Here is a 19642-nt window from a genome sequence, read left to right on the forward strand (position 1 = left end):
CTTCGAATGGATAGTTTACATAGGAGCCTTATGGAGCCTTTACGGATTGAGTGTCTTACCCAGTGCAAATCCCTTGTCGTAAGCGGCATCCATCAGCCCGGGCTGCTGCGTGATGTCGCCAATCGTATCCATGTCGCTGACCAGCAGTTCGTCCCAGTACGTACAATCGATAATATCGAAGAATGCCTTCACGGTTAATTTGGCACCGACAAATACTTCCGGGACCTTCATACCGGAGATGCAGATGAAGAGCGCCTTTCGCACGACTCTCTTTTCAGCTGGGACAAGAGATTTTTTCCGCAGGTACTTTGCCATGAAAAAGACCTGGCAGCGGTCGATGAAAGACTTGAGCTTCCCGGGGATTCCCATGCACATGATCGGTGTTGCAAGGATGATACTGTCCGCATCCCGCACCTTCGGGTACAGCTGCTGCATATCGTCATCCATGACGCACGTCTCGTGGTCCCTGCAGAAGAACATCTCCTGGCAGGCATCGAAACAGAGGTTTGTCACCACGATCTTTTCCACCGTGCAGCCGGCATCCTTTGCCCCCTCAAGTGCCCGGTCCAGCAGTTGTGCCGTATTGCCCTCCGGGAGGGGACTCCCCAGAATCCCGATTACCCTGCCAGCCATACAACAACTGGAGGTCAAAGAGGTCATATAGTTTTGCAAAAAAGCCTGACTGTCATTCACGATGAAAGCCGGATTGTCCTATCCCGAAATAATTTCCCAAAATAATCACGAATATGAGCAAGCCCACCCCCTTCGGGGGTCGCTCGGCCGCCTCGTCGGGGCCTCGCTGGGCAAGAATGTTGTTTGAAACTTTCGAGATTACAACGGGGGTCAAGGGGGCGCACCCCTTGGGCTGTCTTCGCAGTCTCGGACAGCGAGACGAGAAGATGCGCAGCATCTTCTCCGCCCTCGAAGAATCCTTCGGGTTCTTCTGCGTCCTCATGATCCTGTTGGACCATTCGGACTCCCCCTCTGGGGACCGACCGAAGGGAGGTTGCAGAAGAACGCGTTAGCGTTCTTCGAAGAGAGAGGGGGTCACTCTCATAACACAAAAAACGGGGCATCCGATGAGATTATACCTGATAGCATTTTTGTGAAATAAATCCGGGATATCACAGATGAAAAGCCGGATTGGCATCAACACAATTCATATATATCTTTGGGGTCGATGAGAGGTTTGGTGTTTCATTTGACCGAACAGAAGACCTACAACGCCGGCCAGAAAGTTGGGCCGGGCAAATACGTGTGTATCGACTGCGGAAAGGAGCTTACGCTCGACAAGAGCGAACAGGACCTCAGGAAATGTCCTGCCTGTGCCTGTGAAGAGTACCAGTGCTTCCCGATGACCCACATCAGGCCGGACATCAAAACGGCGGAAGATGTAAAGAACCCGCCAAAACGCGGCAAGAGCAACATCTGATCTCTTATTTTTTCTTTTCGCACCGTTATTCGAATGCTGGTGCCGGGGCCGCAACATCCGGCCGGTATTTGTGCACCAGGATCAATCCAGAATTGGGGAGACAAAGAACATGGTGAATGTTTCAAAGGAGGGGCAGGTCTTCAGGTGCGAGATCTGCGGTAATGTTGTTGAGGTGAAGGAAGCCGGCGGCGGAGAACTGATCTGCTGCGGAGAAGCAATGCAACTGGAGGAGTAAATCATGGCAGTGAAAAAACCAATGATGAGGAAGGCGCCGGCAAAGAAGCCGGCCGTAAAGAAGGCAGCGACAAGGGGAAAAGATCTGAAGGGGCTTGAGAAGAAGATCGGCAAGGTCCCGAAATTCTTCAAGGAACTGACTACGAACGACCCAGAAATGTTCGATCTCGTCATGAAGTTCGAGAACCACATCTGGGACGATGGCAAGCTCACAAGGAAGACCAAGAAGCTGATCGCCATTGCGATCGCTGCGGCCCTCAGGGACCAGCACGCGGTACGGGCCCAGCTCGCGGGAGCCGCCAGCCTTGGCGTTACGAAAGCGGAAGTGGAAGAGGCGCTCCGTGTCACGTTCCTTCTCTCGGGTATGCCGGCTTATGTGTACGGCAAGGCCCAGCTCGATGAAGTGATGAAAAAGTAAGGTGGCCCGCGATGGATACAGAGGAATGTGTTTCATTCCCGGTCCTGGGAGAACCAGCCCCGGACTTCACAGCAGAGACCACCCATGGCCCGATCATGCTCTCCAGCCTGAAAGGGAAATGGGTAGTGCTCTTCTCCCACCCCGCGGATTTCACGCCGGTCTGCACTACCGAGTTCCTTGCATTTGCTGCCATATACGACGAGCTGAAGGCGCTGAATGTCCAGCTGGTCGGGCTCTCTGTTGACAGCATCTCGTCCCACCTGGGCTGGGTGCATGACATCAAAGAGATGATGGGTGTCCAGATCCCGTTCCCGATCATCGCCGACCTGAACATGAAGGTGGCAAAGAAGTACGGGATGATCCACCCGGGCCAGAGCTCGACTGCCGCGGTCCGGTGCGTCTTCTTCATCGATGACAAAGGGATCATGCGGGCCATGATCTACTACCCGCTCCAGAACGGGAGGTTCATGCCCGAGATCATCCGGCTTGTGAAGGCGCTCCAGACCACGGACAAGTACAAGGTCTCGACACCGGCCAACTGGCAACCGGGCGACAAGGTTGTCGTCCCGCCTCCAAAGACCGCAGCCGAGATGGAGAAGCGGCCATCCGAGGGGTACGAGTACAAGGACTGGTACCTCTGTTACAAAACAGTCTGAGTCCGGTATCAACCCATCAGAAAGATCCGGACACCCCTTTTTTCCGTAACGTCATCCGTAAAGGATGCTAACGCAACCCAGACTGACAAGCGGGTGATCGCGGGGTTCATCTGCTCCCGGAACGATCTGGTATGGAGGACGATGGCGGACAATGGACAGGATGATGGGAAAACAGGGGGACGGCCGGTCCTGACCGACCCCCCGTTCTACCTGCCGGAGTTCGAGCAGTCGTACCGCTATATCATCGATGAGTACGATGTTGCACCAAAAGACATTGCCATCTTCATGCCCTGTGCGGTCCGGAAACCCTACAGCGCCAGCCCGAGCCACCAGCTGATCCGGATGATCATCTCGCAGGTGTTCTCCGAGCCGCAATACCATATCGTCATCTTCGGAACCTGTGGCATTGTCCCCGCGGAACTCGAGGAGATGTACCCGTACGCCCACTACAAGTACATGCTCGGGAAGTGCAAAGACCAGAAGGTCCTGGACGATTTCCTTAAAATCGAGACCGATCGCGTTGCCGGGTATCTTGAGAAGACGAAGGGTACCTACCGGTTCCGGATCGCGTACTGTATCGGTCTCTTCCGCGAGGCGTTGATCCGGGGATCGGAGAAGGCCGGGGTAAAGATCGATCTCATCCTTCCCACCCGGGACATGATCAACAAGGTCGTGGAGGAGGGGGACTGCGTATTCGAGGAGGGGAGCCTCTCGATGGACGAGTACCTGGGCGAGTTCACAAACGAGATGATCCGGTTCCGGAATGCGCACTTCGGCAGGGACTCTGGCCGTTAACGGTTGCACAGGATCCGGTTCGTATCACCATCCAATTGTTTTTCAACGCGGATAACATAGAACAGAATAATGACGATCAAGGTCCTCGCCTTTGCCGGCAGCCCCCGCCGGCACGGGAACTCGGAGACGCTGCTCGACTGGGTGCTGGGATCGATGGCGGAGGATCCGGAAGTCGCAATCGAGAAGGTTCCGCTTACCGAGGCAAATATCAATATCTGCCGTGGGTGCAATGCCTGCGAGAAGTTGAATAAGTGCGTCCAGCGCGACGGCATGGACATCTACCACGACAAGATCATCGAGGCAGATATCATCCTGCTCTCCTCCCCCATCTTCTGCATGGGCATCGCCGCCCTGCCCAAGGCCCTCATCGACCGTATGCAGGTCTTCCGGTCGCGGAAGTTCGTCCTCAAGCTTCCCGTTGTGCCACCGGAACGGAGGGGAAAGCGGCTCGGCGCATTCCTTGCCAGTGCCGGCCAGGACTGGCCCTACGTATTCGATGCTGCAATCCCGTCCGTCAAATGCTTCTACCACGTGATTGACATCCGGGACGCCGACATCAGTTACCTCATGATCAACCATGTTGACGAGAAAGGCGCAATCGAACGACATCCAACTGCGAAGGCCGATGCCATGAAACTCGGGAAGGATATGATCGCCGAGCTGAAGAAACGGCTTTTGGCCTGAGGTTGCCATGACGATTACTGTTCTTGGGATATCGGGAAGCCCCCGGAGGCATGGCAATACCGAGACGCTCCTTGACAGCTTCCTCGAGGGGGCTCGGGAGGCCGGGGCAGGCGTTGAGAAGGTTATCCTCAAAGATCTTGATATCACCCCCTGTCGTGGATGCAATGCCTGTCACAAAGGCGGGGACTGTATCGTAAAGGATGATGCCCCGCTCTTATACGACAGGATCTTTGCTGCTGACTGCGTTGCTGTCGCCTCTCCCATCTACAGCATGGGGATCACCGCCCAGCTCAAAGGGTTTATCGACCGGGGGCAGTACCTCTGGGCCCGCAAATTCGTTATAAAAACCATGTTCTTCCCAAACGACCATATTCAGCGCCACAAGGGGCTCTTCATCTCAACGGCCGGCCAGAACTGGGACCATGTCTTTGACGGGGCGTTTCCGATGATCACCGCATTCTTCAACGGCACGGGATTCGAGTACTACGACAACATCATTGCGAATAATATGGACGAGTATGGCGGAATCAAGAACCATCCGACCGCCATGAAAGATGCGTTCCTCAAAGGGCAGCAGGTTGTCGCTGTACTGGAAAACCTGAAAAAACAATAACCCTCTGAAAAAAGATCAGAGGAAGAGATAATACGACGCAACCAGTGTTCCAAACGCGGCAGCGATGAGAACGATAAATGCCACAACGTTCCACGCGAGCACTTTTCTCCCGTCGAGGATGCTGATCGGGAGAAGGTTGAACGCTGCGATCATTGCATTGATCTGGACACCGGCCAGGCCGATCATGGCGATAAGACTGTGATTGATATATGCCGCTCTCCCGCCCACGACAAAGAACAGGGCAGCAAAGAGCAGGCACAGGACAAGGTTGACGACCGGCCCGGCCGCGGAGATGATCCCGTCCTGTTCCCGGGTCAGGCCCCGGCCGTCCTGGGAGTAAATGACCGTTGCTCCCGGGGCTGCAAATACGAACCCGACCAGCGCCGCCATGACCACGGCAATGAGGAGCATGGTGTTGTCCTTGACAAATTCCGCCCAGTAACCGAACCGGATCGCCACGAACTTGTGGGCCATCTCGTGGAGGATAAACCCGATACCGACCGTCAGGAGCGCGATGCCGAAATAAACCAGGGCGGTGACCGGGTTGATTGCCATAACAGGCTGGAGTATGCCATAGGGGGCTATGTTGATGATAGCAAACGATAGTGCGATCGCCATCCAGGCAATGAAAAGGTCCGCTTCTTCGCGCCGGGTGATACGTTCGAGCATGAGAGACACCAGATCAGATGGGATTTTTCTCAATAAGTGTTTGGTGTTTTGGTTCGTAAGCATTACGTTTATGCAAATGCAAAGGAACAGTACATGGTATGTCCCTCGAACACGTGCGGGCCGAGATCTCAATGGTGGATGCCGCCATCATCCGCCTCATTGCAAAACGGCAGGAACTGGCAAAACAGGTGGCGGAGATCAAGATACGGGAGGGGATTGCCATCCATGATGGGAAACGGACCGCGGATGTCCTCGAATCCGTCTCCACCCAGGCTGAAGGGATTGAGATTGATCCGGTCGCAGTCAAAACGATCTTTGAGATCCTCATTGCCATGAGCGAGGAGTGCCAGCGGGAGTGCTCCGGCGATGGCAACCTGCCATAATCCCCAATAATCTGTCAGGATCCTTTTTTAAAAACAGTAAGGGGTTTCTTACCCGAACCACCCGAGGAAGATCACGACCCCGAGGGCAATCATGATTAAACCGATCACAAAACGGATGAACCGCTTGTGTTCGATCCTCCAGGTGTCGGCTTTCTCCGGGGATATGCCGTATGCTGCCAAGAGTGTCACCAGCACGAGAGGCAAAACGAAGATGATGTTGTAGAGGAGGAGCCAGGGAAGGCCGGCCGACATCGTCATGCTTTGACTCATCATGGCAAGGATGCTGATGTAGATCCCTCCCGTGCAGGAGAACCCGAGGAGCCCGGCAAGTATCCCGAGGATGAACGCCGCGGATACGGAGGCGATTCGGATATAACGCGACATGAGCCCTTTACCGGATTCCGGGACGGAGAGGAAGAACGTCTCCCTGTCCCTGATCACATCCGACAGTGTTATGACACCGAGGACCACGGCAAGGGTTGCTCCCAGGAGCGAGAAGACCTTCGAGAACCCGGAGAAGCTCACGAAGGAGAAGATCCCTACACCCATGAGCAGGTGGAACAGGAAGACCGCTGCGATGTACGAGCCGCCGATAACCAAAATCCGCCTCCGGTTTGCTGCCGCGGCTATTGATATGAGGAGGAAGATCAGGACCGAGAGTGCGCAGGGATTGAGGCTGTCAACCAGTGCCGGCACAACCACCATCTGCGGTGTCAGTGCAGGGGCCGCCGGAGTGCAGTTTGTCGCTGCAACGGGTGTCAGAGGGGATATGTTGCACGATGCGATCCGCGTCTTCTCTGCAAGGATGGATTCCTCGAACCTGTCCCTGATCGCAGTATCCCCGATGAGCACCTGCTCGCCGATGAAAATGACCGGGATACCGGCATTATTCGTGGCATACTGCCGGCTCATCTCCACGAACCTCTGCTGGTTGGTCTGGTTATACCAGATCTCCAGGGATTCGAGCTGTATCTCGGGATATTTTTCCTGGAGGCCCACAATGACAGGCTTCACTTTCTCACAGTGTTCGCACCCGTCGCCATAGAAGTAAACCGCATGGATGGTACTGGCGGAAAAAGAGGGAGGGTTACCGGAAACCGCAGTCTCATCCAGGGGTGAGAGCCGGGTCAGGCTTTTTTTTTAAGGGAGGCCTGGATGAGCGCTTCGAATTTTTCGGGAATTTCCACACCGCCCGTAAGGACGGTGCTGCCGATAACGACCTCGGGGACAGCAGTCCGGGCTACACCGAGAGCGGAATTTATCTGCTGGTACAGCTGCTGGTTGGTCTGGTTATGCCAGACTTCGCGTATCTGGATATTTGCTCCGGGATATTTCTCCGTCATATTGATGACGAATGGCATCACGTAGTGACAAGCGGGACATTCCTCGCCATAGAAGAAATATATCGAATCTGTGGCAACAATGCCGCTTTCCTGCACACCGGGGTCAGCTTTGACCGGTATGCCTGAGATCAGGACTGCAATACTGATCACCGCGACAACCGCAAGAAATACTGCAACGATCTTTATGGTCTTGTCCATAGGGAAAATCCTTGTAGCTAATTAACGACTCTTTCGATAATAAAATGCCTGTTTAAAAAATTCAGGAGCGGGAGATCATCGTCCCGACACCGTCGTGCGTGAAGAGCTCGAGGATGAGGTTGTGCTCGATGTTCCCGTTGATGATGTGGGAATAACTGACACCGTTCTCCACGGCCCTGATGACCGACATTACCTTCGGGATCATACCCTCCCCGATTGCCCCGGATTGTTTGAGATCGTTTGCATCCTTTACGGTCAGTCGCCGGAAGACCTTGGTGCGGTTCTTGTCCATGACCCCGTCAACATCAGTCATGTTCACGAGTTTGTATGCTTTGAGGGCAATCGCGATATCTCCGGCGGCCGTGTCAGCATTGATGTTCAGGCTGCCACCAGAGCGGTCGATGGCAATCGGGGCAACGACCGGGATGTACCGGGTATCGAGCAGGGTGTTGAGGAGTGCCGGGTCGATTGACTCGATCTCGCCGACATGCCCGAGATCAACCTCTTTCTGGACTCCCCCGATCTCCACTTTCTGGACCTCCATCTTCTTTGCAAGGATGAGGTTCCCGTCACTGCCCGAGATCCCGATACCACGGGCTCCGCATTTGGCGATAAGGGAGACGATACCGGCATTGATCTTCCCGACAAGGACCATCTGGGCGATCTCGAGCGTCTCCTGGTCGGTGACCCGGAGCCCCGCGACAAAGACCGATTCCTTGCCCATCTGCTTCATCTTCTCGCTGATCTCGGGGCCGCCGCCATGCACGAGCACGACACGGATGCCGACATAATGGAGGAGCACGGCGTCCCGGATGGCATTTTCCAGCACAACGGGGTCGACCATCGCGTGGCCACCGAGCTTGATCACGATCGTTTTACCATGGAACTGCTGGATGTAGGGCAGCGCCTCCATGAGGACGTCTTCACGCTTCATTATGTGGTGTACCTCCCGTTGATCTCCACGTAGCGCTCGGTGAGGTCGCAGCCCCACGCGGTTGCTTCAGCTTTTCCTGCCGCAAGGTCGAGGATGAAGGTCACGTTCTTCCCGTGCATCGCGTTCTTGGCTGCAACAAGGTCGGCGATGATCTCACCGGACTTCACGAGCGGGTACTTTTTGCTGTTATCGCTGATCCAGAGCGAGACCGCGTTCGGGTCGAACTTCACGCCGGCCCTTCCCGCAGCGGCAACGACACGGCCCCAGTTCGGGTCTTCCCCATAGACCGCAGTCTTCACGAGCGGGGATTCGATGACGGTTCGGGCAACTTTCTCGGCATCGTCCTCTTTCTTTGCCCCCTTGACGATGATCTCAAGGAGCTTTGTTGCGCCCTCGCCGTCTGCTGCAATCTGCATTGCAAGGGAGCGGCAGCACTCTTCCAACGCTGCTTTGAACTCTGCAAGTTTGACTTTACCCGCTTCACCGGTGGCAGTGCAGAGCGCGATGTCGTTCGTGCTCGTGTCGCCGTCGACAACCACACGGTTGAAGGAGCGTCTGGTTGCCAGTTTCAGGGCATCGGCGAGCGGCGTTGCACCAATCTCTGCGTCAGTGTAGATGAACGCGAGCATGGTCCCCATGTTCGGTGCGATCATGCCGCTTCCCTTGCAGATCCCCCCGATACAGAATCCGTCCTTCTTCACGAGGGCATGCTTCTGGACCGTATCCGTGGTCATAATCGCCTGTGCAGTAACGACCTCTGCCTCGGCATTGCGGGCAAGCTTCGGGGCAACGGCCTTGCACTGCCGCTGGATCCGGGGCAGGTCAAGGTACCGCCCGATGACACCGGTACTGGCAACGCCTACCCGTGAGGGTTTTACGTCAAGCACCGAACCGGCGTATTCGGTCATGGTGACCGCGTCGGCAACTCCACGCTTTCCCGTGTAGGCATTCGCACACCCGCTGTTGACAATGACCGCGTCCAGTTTCCCCGCCTTGATCTGCTTTCTCATCAGATCAACCGGGGCCGCCCTTACGAGGTTCTCCGTGAACACACCGGCTGCCGTGCCATGGGCTTCGATAAGCGCAAGACCGTATTTTCCCTCTTTCATACCCCAGGCTTTTACGCCGGGGACTGCGCAGATACTCAAAAATGCCATTTATTCACCACCCTCTTTTCCGGAATAGGACGATCCGATCGCGTTGATGATATCCGCCCGTGTGATGATCCCGACGATCTTCTTCCCCTCCATGACCGGCAGGCGGGCAATCCCCTCCTTCAGCATGAGGGAGGCGGCAGCCTCGACATCCATCTCCCCGGTTGCCGTGATCACCCGGTGGGTCATGACCTTTTTGGCAGGCATGTCGCCGATATTGGTCAGCGCATGCTTGGTCTTCTCCCAGTTGATGTACTCCCGTATCGGCACTTCGATGACCTCGAACGGGGACGGGAGCCAGAGGTCATCGGAGATCCGCTCGGTCTCGAGGAGAGAGATGAGATCGGACTCCGTGATCATCCCCACCAGCTCCTTTCCCTCCATAACTGGGAGTCCGCCAATATGATTTTTCCGGAAGAGGGCGACCACGTCGCGGAGAGGGGTTGCCGATGTGCATACAACCGGATCTTTTGTCATTGCGTCCTGTACGAGCATGAGACTCACCTCCACCTATGGCAGCATGCCTGCACCAGTCAGGCCGTCGGTTTCCTCAAAGCTGCACATCAGGTTCATGTTCTGGATTGCCTGTCCGCTGGCGCCTTTCACGAGGTTGTCGATCGCTGATACTGCAACAATACGGCTCCCTTCGCTCTCCACCATCACGTCGCAGAAGTTGCTCCCGCGGACTGCAGCGAGAACGGGCTTCTGGTACCGGACGAAATACTCGTCCTTGTAGTAGTCACGGTAAAGCTTCTCCACCTCTTTCTGCTCCATGGGTTCGTCAAGCAGGATATGTGCGGTTGTCAGGATGCCCCGGTTGACAGGGACGAGATGGGGTGTGAAGTATACCTTTGCCTTCGACCCGAGGAAAGCCATCTCCTGCTTCATCTCGGCAACGTGCCGGTGGGTCGTCAGCTTGTACGGCCCGACATTGTCCCCCACGTTCGGGTAATGGGTGGTTGCCGAGGGATTGTCACCGGCTCCGCTGACACCGGTCTTGGAATCGTAGATGATCGTGTGGGCGTATTTTGCAAGAGGAGCAGCTGCGAGGGTGGCGCCGGTCGGGAAGCAGCCGGGGTTGGAGACGAACTTTGCGTTGATGCAGTCCCTGCGGTGGAGCTCAGGAATACCATAGGGTGCTGCGAAGTAGTCGGTATGGGGAACACCGTACACCTTCTCAAAAACATCCTTTGCCAGGCGGTAGTCCGCGCTCAGGTCCACCACTTTGATCCCGCGGGAGAGCAGCTTGCCCGCGTACTGCATTGCGGCAGTGTGGGGGACAGCGAGGAATGCCACATCGGCGTCGATAGCATCGGTCTCAGGATTTGTGAATGTGAGATCGGTAAACCCTTTCAAGTGGGGATGGACCTGATCCAGGGGAGTGCCTGCAAGTTTGCGTGATGTGACACACGTGACTTTTGCCGCAGAATGGTGAAGGAGGAGGCGGACCAGTTCGCCGCCGGCATAGCCGGAAGCCCCGACAATCGCAACTTTCATACAGTAATATCCGGGTGTAAAAATTTAATGCTTTTTAAACCGGCTTTTTAAAAAAGGCAACGGAAAATTATTTGTTTTATTGATTCGGGGGCTGATTCACGGGCTTTTATGCGAATAGACACTGAAGAGCCGCTGCCCGAGGAGCTCGATCCGGTCCCGGTCCTCAAGACCTTTGAGGAGATCTTCCGGAAGCGCATCCATGCCTTTTGAGGCTCCAAGGAAGGCCCCGCAGATCAGGGCGATGGTATCGGTATTTCCCCCGGTGTTGGCGGAAACCGTGAGGAGGTCGGGGGGATGGGTGTACCGGCTGATGAGGAAGAATGCAATGGGGAGGGTCTGGAAGACGGACACATCATTGCCGATCTTGAGAAGGGCGGTCTCGGTTTCCATTCCCTCTCTCTCCAGCGAGAGGGCATTACGGATCTTGCCACCAAGGACATCGTCTTCTGAAAGCGCTTTCTGCATGGCCTTTTCAACAGGGTTTGGTAACTCATGTAGTGCATGGTAGATGAGGGTAACAACGGTTGATACTGCCGCATGGGCAGCCGGGTGGGAATGGGTGATGTTGCAGGCCCTCACGGCTCTCTCACACGCCTCGTTCATGTCAGGGTATGTCAACGCAAAGGGGACCGCAACCGGCAGGCAGCCGGAAGTGGTGGACTTGACACCCTTCTGCGGGACGTTCTGTTTCTCCATACGTTCACATGCGGCAGAGATGGAGCCGTCAGGAAAACGGAGTGCTCCCCGCAGATAGAGTTCCCGGAGTGCCGTTGCGTACCGGTCTTCGTTGTATTTACGATCCGCAAGAAGGGTCCCCACAAGGATCATCAGTTGCGTATCGTCAGTGTATTGCCCGGGTTTCAGGTCGTCGTTCGGGTGACCCTTGTACGGGCGGCGGTACCCGTATTTCATTTTATTCAGATTTGGAGATGCACTCTCATTGGGCATACCGAGCGCATCGCCGATCGCCGCACCCAACAGGCACCCCTTGAACTTTTTTTGCATCGATCTTATATTGAAAAACCCGGATAGATAACCCTTCGTATATCCGCTTCTGCGGGCTTTTGATGATTTTTCTGTTTTGGAAAAATTATGTAACTGTCGAAAGAACATTCGACAAGATATATATAGAATGTTCAGCATGATTAATAATGTAGAATTGGTGCGACATGACAGAAGATTTCGATGTCAGGCTTGTCGAGGATGTGAAAACCTACACCCCCGACCCACAGTACCGGAAAAATGCATGGATGGGTGATTACCAGAAAGCGTACGATGAGTTCCTCGCGGATCCCGATGCGTTCTGGGAGAAGATGGCTAAGGAGCTTGACTGGATTTCTCCATGGGACAAGGTAAAGGAGTGGAACTACCCGTATGCCAAGTGGTTTACCGGTGCCAAGCTGAATATCACGGCAAACTGTCTTGACCGTCACGTCAACGATACCAGGCGGAACAAGGTTGCTCTGATCTGGAGAGGAGAGGGCGGACGGGAGCGGATCTTCACCTACCAGAAACTCCTCTCGCAGGTGGCACGGTTCGCCAATGCCCTCAGGAAGATCGGTGTGAAGAAAGGGGACACCGTCTGTATCTACATGCCGCTTGTCCCTGAGCAGCTCATCGCCATGCTGGCCTGTGCCCGTATCGGTGCAGTCCACAGCGTCGTCTTCGGAGGGTTTGGCGCTGCTGCGCTCAACATGCGCATCACGGACGCAGATGCAAAGGTTGTCATCACGGCAGACATCACGATCCGCCGCGGAAAGGCGATCCAGCTCAAGGCAATCGTGGACGAGGCGATCATCAATGCATCCACGGTCGAGCACGTGGTTGTCTTAAGAAGGAGAGAACCCCATGTCGACCTTCATGAAAATGAACTGGACTTCTATGAGATGATGGATGGGATGTCCGATGTCTGCCCACCTGAAGTCATGGATGCTGAAGACCCGTTCTTCATCCTCTACACGAGCGGATCGACCGGCAAGCCCAAGGGAATTGTGCACACCTGCGGGGGGTACATGGTCGGCACCTATTACACAAGCAAGTATATCTTCGACATCAAGGACAACGACACCTTCTGGTGTACAGCGGACCCCGGGTGGATCACCGGCCACAGTTATATCGTGTACGGACCTCTCGCTGTCGGCGCGACCGTCTTCATCTCCGAGTTAACCCCCGATTACCCGGATGCCGGGAGTTACTGGAACCTGATCGAAGAGCAGAAGATCACGATCTTCTATACCGCCCCCACGGCAATCCGGATGTTCATGAAGATGGGGGAGTCGTGGCCGGACAAGTACGACCTGAGTTCCCTGCGCATCATCGGATCCGTCGGTGAACCCCTGAACCCTGAGGCATTCGAGTGGTATTACCGCGTCATCGGCAAATCGAGAACACCCATCCTTGACACCTGGTGGCAGACCGAGACCGGGATGCACATGATCACCACCATGATCGGGGAACCGATGCGCCCGGGTTTTGCCGGGAAACCCATCCCGGGCGTGGAGGCGGATGTCGTGGATAAAGACGGGAACTCCGTCAAGCCTGGCACCGGGGGGCTTCTCGTGATCAAATCCCCGTGGCCGGCCATGCTGCGCACGGTCTACAAAGATGACGAGCGGTACCGGAAGTACTGGGAGACCATCAGCGGCGTCTATACCGTGGGTGACCTTGCTGTCAAGGGCAAGGACGGCTACATTATGATCCTCGGGAGGTCAGATGACATCATCATCGTTGCCGGCCACAATATCGGCACCGCGGAGGTGGAGAGCGCACTCGTCTCCCACCATGCCGTTGCCGAAGCCGCAGTCATCGGGAAACCCGATGTGATGAAGGGGAACTCGATCAAGGCGTTCGTCATCCTCCGTGTAGGGAACAACCCCAGTGACAGGCTCAAGCAGGATCTCATGCACCATGTCCGTACAACGCTCGGGCCGATCGCCATCCCCCATGAGATTGATTTCGTAGACAAGCTGCCCAAGACACGGAGCGGCAAGATCATGCGCCGCGTCCTGAAAGCACAGGAGATGGGAATTGATCCAGGTGACGTCTCAACGCTTGAAGAATGAAAGGCCATGCCTGGCAATCGGACAACAAATCACCAAGAGGCGATAATCTATGTCAGATGAGACGATAACACAGGTAAAAAACCTTGATTTCACGGCAAACCCAGCGCCCCTCGGGCTCCTGGGTTTCGGGATGACGACAGTGCTGTTGAACCTGCACAACGCCGGGTTCTTCGCACTCGGATCGATGATCCTTGCGATGGGCATCTTCTATGGCGGCCTGGCACAGGTCATTGCGGGTATCGAGGAGTGGAAGAAGAACAATACATTCGGAGCAACGGCGTTCACTTCATACGGGTTGTTCTGGATGACACTCGTCGCCCTGCTCGTCCTCCCGAAGATGGGGCTGGCTGAGGCAACATCGAAAGATGCGATGGCCGCATACCTCTTCATGTGGGGGCTCTTCACCTTGGTCATGTTCATCGGAACGCTCAAGGCAAACCGGGCACTGCAGTGTGTCTTTGCAACCCTCGCGATCCTGTTCTTCCTGCTGGCCCTTGGCGATTTAACAGGAAACGGGACGATCACGATGATCGCCGGGTACGAGGGAATCCTCTGCGGGTTCATCGCGATCTACGCGGGACTGGCACAGGTACTCAATGAGATGTACAAGCGGACGGTCGCACCGCTTGGATAACACCGTCCTTTTTCCTTTATTCCCTTCCTAAAAAAAGGAAAAACGGCTGTCCCTCATTGTTCGGGTTTATCTTTTTTTGCACCGGGTTCGTGTTGTGCCGGCTGGTGGATCTTCTTCCTCTGTGCGAGCCGGTACCCGCAGATGACCTGGATCGAATCCCCGAACTCCTGGTCAAGGGCAGGATCGCCAGTATCCACCAGCAGTTCAGGGGTCTCCTGCAGCTTATGCGATGTTGCGACAACAATGACATGCGCAACACCTGCCCTCCGCACGACTTCTGCACTGATCTGCTGGTTGCCCCGGCCAAGGATGAAGCCCTGTGCGCCGATCGGGCTGATGATGATACGGACATCCTTTTCACCTTCTGTCAGCCCGACGAGTGCCTTCTCATCCGCATCCCGGGCAACGAGCTTACTGTTTTTAACCACATCCACCCCGAGGAGAGTCTTCCTGATCCCCAGGTACCGTGCGATCGCTTCCGTTGTTGTTCCCGCCCCGAGGATGTAGAGCGTGCCCGGCAACATCACTTCCTGCATGAACTGCGCAATCTCCAGTTTCGCCCGTTCCTCATCTGGTTGCTCGTACACCTGTTTTGAGACCTGGACCATCCCCCGGATAACGGGTGTCCGGGCAATGCCATACAGGCGGGTTTCAAGGGTCCCGGCCCGGTACGCTTCCTCGTCCACGTCCATGATCTCCGAGTCACGCAGCACCGCCTTTTCCAGGCCCGTGACGAGCTCAGCTGTGGCAGCGGGGCTGATGGCAAAGACCCCGGAGTACATCTTCACTCCCGCGGGGATCCCGAGCAGGGGCATATCCCTTCCTACCACCGAGAAGATGTCCCGGGCCGTCCCGTCCCCCCCGCAGAAGAGGATCAGGTCAACACCTTCCCCCAGCAATACCCGTGCGGCTTCCTTTGTGTCCGTGGCGGAGCTTTTGCCTTGTGACGTGTAAACGATCTTGTAACGAGTTAAACCGGAACCGGCAAGTTCCGATTCGCCCATGTCCCCGGAACAGGTCAGAAAACAGAGCCCCTTTGCATTCTTTATCGGTTCAAGAGCCATCCGGGCCCGGTCACCGGCATGCGGCACTGCACCGCGGGCCCGTGCCTCCTCTTCCTGCCCGTCAGTGCCTTTCAGCCCCACCGACCCGCCCATTCCCGCAACCGGGTTGACGATGAGACCAATACGTTTCATAAAAAAGGATGGCTGTAGAGGGTTATTGTATCTTGGGTATCCGGCCAATCGCTTCCCTGATCAGTTCGTCCGGGTATTCGTAGTCCACCAGCTTGCCGGCATAGTACGCATCGTACGCCGACATGTCGAAGTTGCCATGCCCGGTGCAGTTGAACAGGATCGTCTTCTCTTCACCGGTCTTTTTGCATTTCAGCGCCTCATCGATGGCCCCTTTCACCGCGTGCGCTGCCTCCGGGGCAACGATGATCCCTTCCGTTCTCGAGAAGATCTGTCCCGCCTCGAAGGCTTCGCTCTGGTGATACGAGACCGCCCGCATCACGCCATCGTGGACAAGGCGGGATACAATCGGGGAGTCCCCATGGTACCGGAGGCCTCCTGCATGGATGGACGGGGGGACGAAATCATGGCCAAGGGTAAACATCTTCATGAGCGGCGTCAGGCCGGCAACGTCGCCGAAGTCATACGTATAGAGCCCTTTTGTAAGTGTCGGGCACGAGGCGGGTTCAACACCGATGAGATCGGTATCCTTGTGTTTCCCGGTCAGCTTGTCGCCCGCGAACGGGAATGAGATCCCGGCAAAGTTGGATCCCCCACCGACACACCCGATCACGACATCCGGGTATGCATCCACCATTGCCAGCTGCTCGCGGCATTCCTGCCCGATGATGGTCTGGTGGAGGCAGACATGGTTCAGCACCGAGCCGAGCGCGTAGTTGGTGTTGGCGTGGGTCGCTGCATCCTCGACAGCCTCGGAGATCGCAATGCCCAGCGCACCCGGCGTCTCCGGGTCCTTCTCGAGGACTGCACGCCCGGAGTTCGTCTTGGTGCTGGGACTCGGGATACATTCCGCTCCCCATACATTCATCATCGATTTGCGGTAAGGCTTCTGGGCATAGCTGGATCTAACCATGTAGATCGTGCACTCAAGGTCGTAAAGCATCGTAGCAAAGGCCAGTGCGGACCCCCATTGCCCGGCGCCGGTCTCCGTTGCGATCCGCTCCATCCCGGCCTTCATGTTGTAGTAGGCCTGGGGGACGGAGGTATTGGTCTTATGGCTCCCGGCCGGGCTGACGCCTTCCCACTTGTAATAGATCTTTGCCGGTGTCTTGAGGAACTTCTCCAGCCGGAAGGCACGGTACAGGGGGCTTGGCCTCCAGAGCCGCAGGACGTCCTGCACTTCTCCCGGTATATCGATATACCGGTCCGTGCTCACTTCCTGCCGGATCAGTTCCATGGGAAAGATCGCTGACAGGTCTGCGGGGCCAATCGGTTTCTGGGTGACCGGGTGGAGCGGTGGGTCAAGTGGTGACGGAAGGTCCGCCTGGACATTGTACCACTTTTTTGGCATCTGCTCCTCATCGAGGAGGATTTTCGTTTGCATATACAACAGTTACTTTGTATAAATATATACATTGTGGAACAAATTTGTTTATTGTTGCACTTATTAACACATTTGATTACAAATCCATAATAAGAAATATCAGGAGTCGGTTCGCGTACCAGATTTCGCGTTCATCTTCAGAAAATGGCAGTAATGTATCTCTTATTCAGATTTTTATTAGAGATAGATAACAATGTTATGACATGTCACGAGATTGGACAGAAGATCGTTCCCCCCATGTGAGCAAACTGACTGCCCCGAACCACACCAGAAAACCATTATTGGGGGAAAACGCACACTCCTATCACGGTTAGTGCCAGGGTGGACGTCCGTTTTGCGGGTACTCTGTTGATGGCAGATCTCACGTAACACTGTATCGTAATCCGAAATGACATAACAGAAAGTATATTTTTGTCAACATCCTAATGTTGACGGGAAATATTCTTCATTCAATTATTCGTTCCAGAATACCACATGAACAGGAAAAATGGTGAACTATGTTACGTACTTTTATTAACATCCTGATCCGGCCCGGTGCGTTCTTTTCAGGCCTGATGGGAGAGAAAGAAGAGAGTTTCAAGTGGCCGCTGGTCATCCTGCTGGCCGGCGGTATTGCTGCTGCAGGTTATGGATACCTGCTTGGTGGATCAACGGCACAGATGATGTCCGATGCAGTCCCCGGCATCGGGATGATTATTACCCTAGGGTCAGTCGTCGGGGCAGTAATCGGGGTATTTATCTTCTGGATTATCTGGACGGCCGTGGTCTTTGCCCTCTCGATGGCATTCAAAGGTGACGGCAGTTTCAAGCGGACCCTTCAGGTGATAGGGTACGGGTACCTTCCCCAGGTAATCGGATCCGTCATCACCCTGATCGCGGCAATCGAATACGTGCCGAAGATCGTTGTTCCCAAGATCACCTCTGCCATGATGCAGGATCCCGCGGCAATGCAGCAGGTCATGACAGGCCTCATGCGGGACCCGGCCATGGTGGAACTGACCCAGATCACGACCCTCATCACGATCGTCTTCCTGCTCTGGAGCGCGAATATCTGGATCTTCGGTCTCCAGCATGCCCGGAAGCTCTCGTCACGGGACGCGGCGCTTTGCGTGGGCATCCCGGTCGTCCTCTATATCCTCTATATGATCTATTCCCTTGGAGTCTCCTAATGAAAATCAACCGGATTTTTACAGGCATCGCCCTTCTGCTGCTTATGAGTATGACTGTTTGTGTGGTAAGCGGCGAGACGTATTCACTTCTGTATGAAGATCCAGTAACTGGAACCTATTATACCGGAAAAGTATTCGTATCCAATACGACGTTTGATCCTGTGGTTTTCTTTACCGGAGATAAGGGAACTGTCACATACTTGGTAACGAACGGAAACGCCAACACCAGCGTAAAATTAAACCATATTACATTCTATGACCGTGATTTACAACTTTTAAGTCAGAATTTTGATACCACGATTACACTGGGTCCCCTCCAGACACGGCCATTTACCTTTTCCATACTTGCAGATGCCCCTGAGGGAGACTATTACCCGACATTCTCCGCGAGTTTTTACGATTCCAATCTCAACCATAAAACACTGGTCCAGATCGACAACACGCCCGTTGAACTGACTGTTGTCGATCAGCCTGACGCCTTCATGCAGGGAAAGAAGAAGACCATCAACATGCAGGTGGCAAATCCCCGGAAAAACAATGTGCGGAATGTTATCCTTGAAGTTTCAGGAGCTGGCATAACCGCCTCACCTTCGAGGACATTTGTCGGTGACCTCGCAGCCGGGGCAAAGACGCCGGTGAACTTCTCCGTGACGCCGGACCAGGAGACGACCCTTAACCTTCACCTCACCTACGACAATGGTAACAACCCTCACGAAGTCACCATGAATATCCCCATCACCTTCGGGGTTGACAAGAAGCAGGCAGACCCTGTCATGAGTAATATTCAGGTCACGTCTGTCGGGACCACGTACCGCGTAACGGGTGATGTGACGAATGCCGGACTCGAAACTGCAAATGCCGTAATGGTGACTGCCCTTCCACCGGCGGTCCCTGAAGACCCATACAAGACCTATGTGGTCCAGGCGCTCAAACCGGATGATTTCGGAAGCTTCGAGATCACATTCACAACTGATGGAAAGGCAACAAGTGTGCCAGTTCAGGTCTCCTTCAAGGACAGCGACGGGAACATATATACCTCGGCCCAGAACGTGACTGTTCCCGATGGCAGGCTTGCCGCTGTAAAAGATGACGGCCCGCCGCTCATACCGATCATTGCCGCTCTGGTCATTGTCGCGGTATTTGTTGGAGGATGGTTCTTCTACCTCAGGAAGAAGAAGCAGTGACGCCGC

General features: G+C 55.1%; 23 protein-coding genes. 12 read left to right on the top strand and 11 right to left on the bottom strand.

The genetic code is table 11. From position 1 onward, the window contains the following. Positions 1-39 precede the first annotated feature (39 nt). Positions 40-633 carry a flavodoxin family protein gene (locus tag M0R30_RS07725; protein ID WP_292545548.1) on the bottom strand — a complete coding sequence of 198 codons (594 nt, stop codon included), beginning with the start codon at positions 631-633 and terminating at the stop codon, positions 40-42. 559 nt (positions 634-1192) lie between these two features. Between M0R30_RS07725 and M0R30_RS07730 the strand changes: the two genes are divergently transcribed. From M0R30_RS07730 to M0R30_RS07760, 7 genes are all read left to right on the top strand, one after another. Next, positions 1193-1432: a hypothetical protein gene (locus M0R30_RS07730; protein ID WP_292545849.1), complete on the top strand. Its 240-nt coding sequence runs from the start codon at positions 1193-1195 to the stop codon at positions 1430-1432. A 109-nt stretch (positions 1433-1541) separates the two neighbouring features. Then, complete coding sequence (locus tag M0R30_RS07735) at positions 1542-1667, top strand: desulfoferrodoxin FeS4 iron-binding domain-containing protein (protein WP_292545551.1); 126 nt, start codon at positions 1542-1544, stop codon at positions 1665-1667. Positions 1668-1670: 3 nt separating this feature from the next. Further along, positions 1671-2084, top strand: a complete 414-nt coding sequence (locus M0R30_RS07740; RefSeq protein WP_292545553.1) for a carboxymuconolactone decarboxylase family protein — start codon at positions 1671-1673, stop codon at positions 2082-2084. A gap of 11 nt (positions 2085-2095) precedes the next feature. Then, on the top strand, positions 2096-2740 hold the full coding sequence (locus M0R30_RS07745; RefSeq protein ID WP_292545555.1) for a peroxiredoxin: 645 nt from the start codon (positions 2096-2098) through the stop codon (positions 2738-2740). A gap of 141 nt (positions 2741-2881) precedes the next feature. Continuing rightward, positions 2882-3535, top strand: coding sequence for a DUF5591 domain-containing protein (locus M0R30_RS07750; RefSeq protein WP_292545557.1), 654 nt, complete (start codon positions 2882-2884; stop codon positions 3533-3535). Positions 3536-3604: 69 nt separating this feature from the next. Continuing rightward, positions 3605-4219 (top strand): flavodoxin family protein, encoded by a 615-nt coding sequence (locus M0R30_RS07755; RefSeq protein ID WP_292545559.1) that lies wholly within the window; start codon positions 3605-3607, stop codon positions 4217-4219. Positions 4220-4226: 7 nt separating this feature from the next. Then, a complete protein-coding gene (locus M0R30_RS07760) occupies positions 4227-4832 on the top strand; it encodes a flavodoxin family protein (protein WP_292545561.1) in 606 nt (201 codons plus the stop codon). Between the two features lie 15 nt (positions 4833-4847). Here M0R30_RS07760 and M0R30_RS07765 read toward each other — a convergent pair whose 3' ends face one another. After that, positions 4848-5501: a site-2 protease family protein gene (locus tag M0R30_RS07765; protein ID WP_292545563.1), complete on the bottom strand. Its 654-nt coding sequence runs from the start codon at positions 5499-5501 to the stop codon at positions 4848-4850. 98 nt (positions 5502-5599) lie between these two features. On the opposite strand from M0R30_RS07765, the gene M0R30_RS07770 reads away from it, so the two are divergent. After that, positions 5600-5884, top strand: a complete 285-nt coding sequence (locus M0R30_RS07770) for a chorismate mutase (RefSeq protein ID WP_292545565.1) — start codon at positions 5600-5602, stop codon at positions 5882-5884. A gap of 48 nt (positions 5885-5932) precedes the next feature. On the opposite strand, the gene M0R30_RS07775 is transcribed toward M0R30_RS07770, so the two are convergent. The 7 genes from M0R30_RS07775 to M0R30_RS07805 form a co-directional block, all read right to left on the bottom strand. Beyond that, on the bottom strand, positions 5933-6898 hold the full coding sequence (locus M0R30_RS07775; RefSeq protein ID WP_292545567.1) for a cytochrome c biogenesis protein CcdA: 966 nt from the start codon (positions 6896-6898) through the stop codon (positions 5933-5935). 113 nt (positions 6899-7011) lie between these two features. After that, positions 7012-7425 (bottom strand): hypothetical protein, encoded by a 414-nt coding sequence (locus M0R30_RS07780; RefSeq protein WP_292545569.1) that lies wholly within the window; start codon positions 7423-7425, stop codon positions 7012-7014. 61 nt (positions 7426-7486) lie between these two features. Continuing rightward, entirely contained in the window at positions 7487-8359 is an 873-nt protein-coding gene (gene argB, locus M0R30_RS07785; protein ID WP_292545571.1) for an acetylglutamate kinase, read from the bottom strand. Then, positions 8359-9516, bottom strand: coding sequence for a bifunctional glutamate N-acetyltransferase/amino-acid acetyltransferase ArgJ (gene argJ / locus M0R30_RS07790; RefSeq protein ID WP_292545573.1), 1158 nt, complete (start codon positions 9514-9516; stop codon positions 8359-8361). Before argJ ends, argB begins: the two co-directional genes overlap by 1 nt. Then, complete coding sequence (locus tag M0R30_RS07795) at positions 9517-10008, bottom strand: CBS domain-containing protein (RefSeq protein ID WP_292545575.1); 492 nt, start codon at positions 10006-10008, stop codon at positions 9517-9519. It lies immediately after the preceding gene. Positions 10009-10023: 15 nt separating this feature from the next. Beyond that, the gene (gene argC, locus M0R30_RS07800) at positions 10024-11010 is read right to left on the bottom strand and encodes an N-acetyl-gamma-glutamyl-phosphate reductase (protein ID WP_292545577.1); all 987 of its coding nucleotides are present in this window, start codon (positions 11008-11010) and stop codon (positions 10024-10026) included. 96 nt (positions 11011-11106) lie between these two features. Next, positions 11107-12015 (bottom strand): ADP-ribosylglycohydrolase family protein, encoded by a 909-nt coding sequence (locus M0R30_RS07805; RefSeq protein ID WP_292545579.1) that lies wholly within the window; start codon positions 12013-12015, stop codon positions 11107-11109. A gap of 164 nt (positions 12016-12179) precedes the next feature. Between M0R30_RS07805 and acs the strand changes: the two genes are divergently transcribed. Both acs and M0R30_RS07815 read left to right on the top strand, forming a co-directional pair. Continuing rightward, positions 12180-14072, top strand: a complete 1893-nt coding sequence (gene acs, locus M0R30_RS07810; RefSeq protein ID WP_292545581.1) for an acetate--CoA ligase — start codon at positions 12180-12182, stop codon at positions 14070-14072. 49 nt (positions 14073-14121) lie between these two features. Next, positions 14122-14706, top strand: a complete 585-nt coding sequence (locus M0R30_RS07815; protein ID WP_292545583.1) for an acetate uptake transporter — start codon at positions 14122-14124, stop codon at positions 14704-14706. 53 nt (positions 14707-14759) lie between these two features. Here M0R30_RS07815 and M0R30_RS07820 read toward each other — a convergent pair whose 3' ends face one another. After that, a complete protein-coding gene (locus M0R30_RS07820) occupies positions 14760-15902 on the bottom strand; it encodes an ATP-NAD kinase family protein (RefSeq protein WP_292545585.1) in 1143 nt (380 codons plus the stop codon). A gap of 22 nt (positions 15903-15924) precedes the next feature. Beyond that, on the bottom strand, positions 15925-17283 hold the full coding sequence (locus M0R30_RS07825; RefSeq protein ID WP_292545586.1) for a TrpB-like pyridoxal phosphate-dependent enzyme: 1359 nt from the start codon (positions 17281-17283) through the stop codon (positions 15925-15927). 497 nt (positions 17284-17780) lie between these two features. Here M0R30_RS07825 and M0R30_RS07830 point away from each other — a divergent pair, with 497 nt between their 5' ends. Beyond that, complete coding sequence (locus M0R30_RS07830) at positions 17781-18452, top strand: Yip1 family protein (RefSeq protein WP_292545588.1); 672 nt, start codon at positions 17781-17783, stop codon at positions 18450-18452. A gap of 200 nt (positions 18453-18652) precedes the next feature. Next, positions 18653-19636 carry a CARDB domain-containing protein gene (locus tag M0R30_RS07835; protein ID WP_292545590.1) on the top strand — a complete coding sequence of 328 codons (984 nt, stop codon included), beginning with the start codon at positions 18653-18655 and terminating at the stop codon, positions 19634-19636. Positions 19637-19642: the final 6 nt, after the last annotated feature.

The organism is Methanoregula sp. (assembly GCF_023227875.1).
Classification (GTDB): domain Archaea; phylum Halobacteriota; class Methanomicrobia; order Methanomicrobiales; family Methanospirillaceae; genus Methanoregula.

What these genes read in the sequence shown, in the direction of transcription:
- M0R30_RS07745 (WP_292545555.1), top strand. Translation starts at nt 2,096, where the DNA reads ATGGATACAGAGGAATGTGTTTCATTCCCGGTCCTGGGAGAACCAGCC.
- M0R30_RS07765 (WP_292545563.1), bottom strand. Translation starts at nt 5,501, where the DNA reads ATGCTCGAACGTATCACCCGGCGCGAAGAAGCGGACCTTTTCATTGCC.
- M0R30_RS07725 (WP_292545548.1), bottom strand. Translation starts at nt 633, where the DNA reads ATGGCTGGCAGGGTAATCGGGATTCTGGGGAGTCCCCTCCCGGAGGGC.
- M0R30_RS07795 (WP_292545575.1), bottom strand. Translation starts at nt 10,008, where the DNA reads ATGCTCGTACAGGACGCAATGACAAAAGATCCGGTTGTATGCACATCG.
- M0R30_RS07735 (WP_292545551.1), top strand. Translation starts at nt 1,542, where the DNA reads ATGGTGAATGTTTCAAAGGAGGGGCAGGTCTTCAGGTGCGAGATCTGC.
- M0R30_RS07825 (WP_292545586.1), bottom strand. Translation starts at nt 17,283, where the DNA reads ATGCAAACGAAAATCCTCCTCGATGAGGAGCAGATGCCAAAAAAGTGG.
- M0R30_RS07830 (WP_292545588.1), top strand. Translation starts at nt 17,781, where the DNA reads ATGTTACGTACTTTTATTAACATCCTGATCCGGCCCGGTGCGTTCTTT.
- argB (WP_292545571.1), bottom strand. Translation starts at nt 8,359, where the DNA reads ATGAAGCGTGAAGACGTCCTCATGGAGGCGCTGCCCTACATCCAGCAG.
- M0R30_RS07760 (WP_292545561.1), top strand. Translation starts at nt 4,227, where the DNA reads ATGACGATTACTGTTCTTGGGATATCGGGAAGCCCCCGGAGGCATGGC.
- argJ (WP_292545573.1), bottom strand. Translation starts at nt 9,516, where the DNA reads ATGGCATTTTTGAGTATCTGCGCAGTCCCCGGCGTAAAAGCCTGGGGT.
- M0R30_RS07820 (WP_292545585.1), bottom strand. Translation starts at nt 15,902, where the DNA reads ATGAAACGTATTGGTCTCATCGTCAACCCGGTTGCGGGAATGGGCGGG.
- acs (WP_292545581.1), top strand. Translation starts at nt 12,180, where the DNA reads ATGACAGAAGATTTCGATGTCAGGCTTGTCGAGGATGTGAAAACCTAC.
- M0R30_RS07740 (WP_292545553.1), top strand. Translation starts at nt 1,671, where the DNA reads ATGGCAGTGAAAAAACCAATGATGAGGAAGGCGCCGGCAAAGAAGCCG.
- M0R30_RS07780 (WP_292545569.1), bottom strand. Translation starts at nt 7,425, where the DNA reads ATGGACAAGACCATAAAGATCGTTGCAGTATTTCTTGCGGTTGTCGCG.
- M0R30_RS07770 (WP_292545565.1), top strand. Translation starts at nt 5,600, where the DNA reads ATGTCCCTCGAACACGTGCGGGCCGAGATCTCAATGGTGGATGCCGCC.
- M0R30_RS07750 (WP_292545557.1), top strand. Translation starts at nt 2,882, where the DNA reads ATGGCGGACAATGGACAGGATGATGGGAAAACAGGGGGACGGCCGGTC.
- M0R30_RS07805 (WP_292545579.1), bottom strand. Translation starts at nt 12,015, where the DNA reads ATGCAAAAAAAGTTCAAGGGGTGCCTGTTGGGTGCGGCGATCGGCGAT.
- M0R30_RS07755 (WP_292545559.1), top strand. Translation starts at nt 3,605, where the DNA reads ATGACGATCAAGGTCCTCGCCTTTGCCGGCAGCCCCCGCCGGCACGGG.
- argC (WP_292545577.1), bottom strand. Translation starts at nt 11,010, where the DNA reads ATGAAAGTTGCGATTGTCGGGGCTTCCGGCTATGCCGGCGGCGAACTG.
- M0R30_RS07815 (WP_292545583.1), top strand. Translation starts at nt 14,122, where the DNA reads ATGTCAGATGAGACGATAACACAGGTAAAAAACCTTGATTTCACGGCA.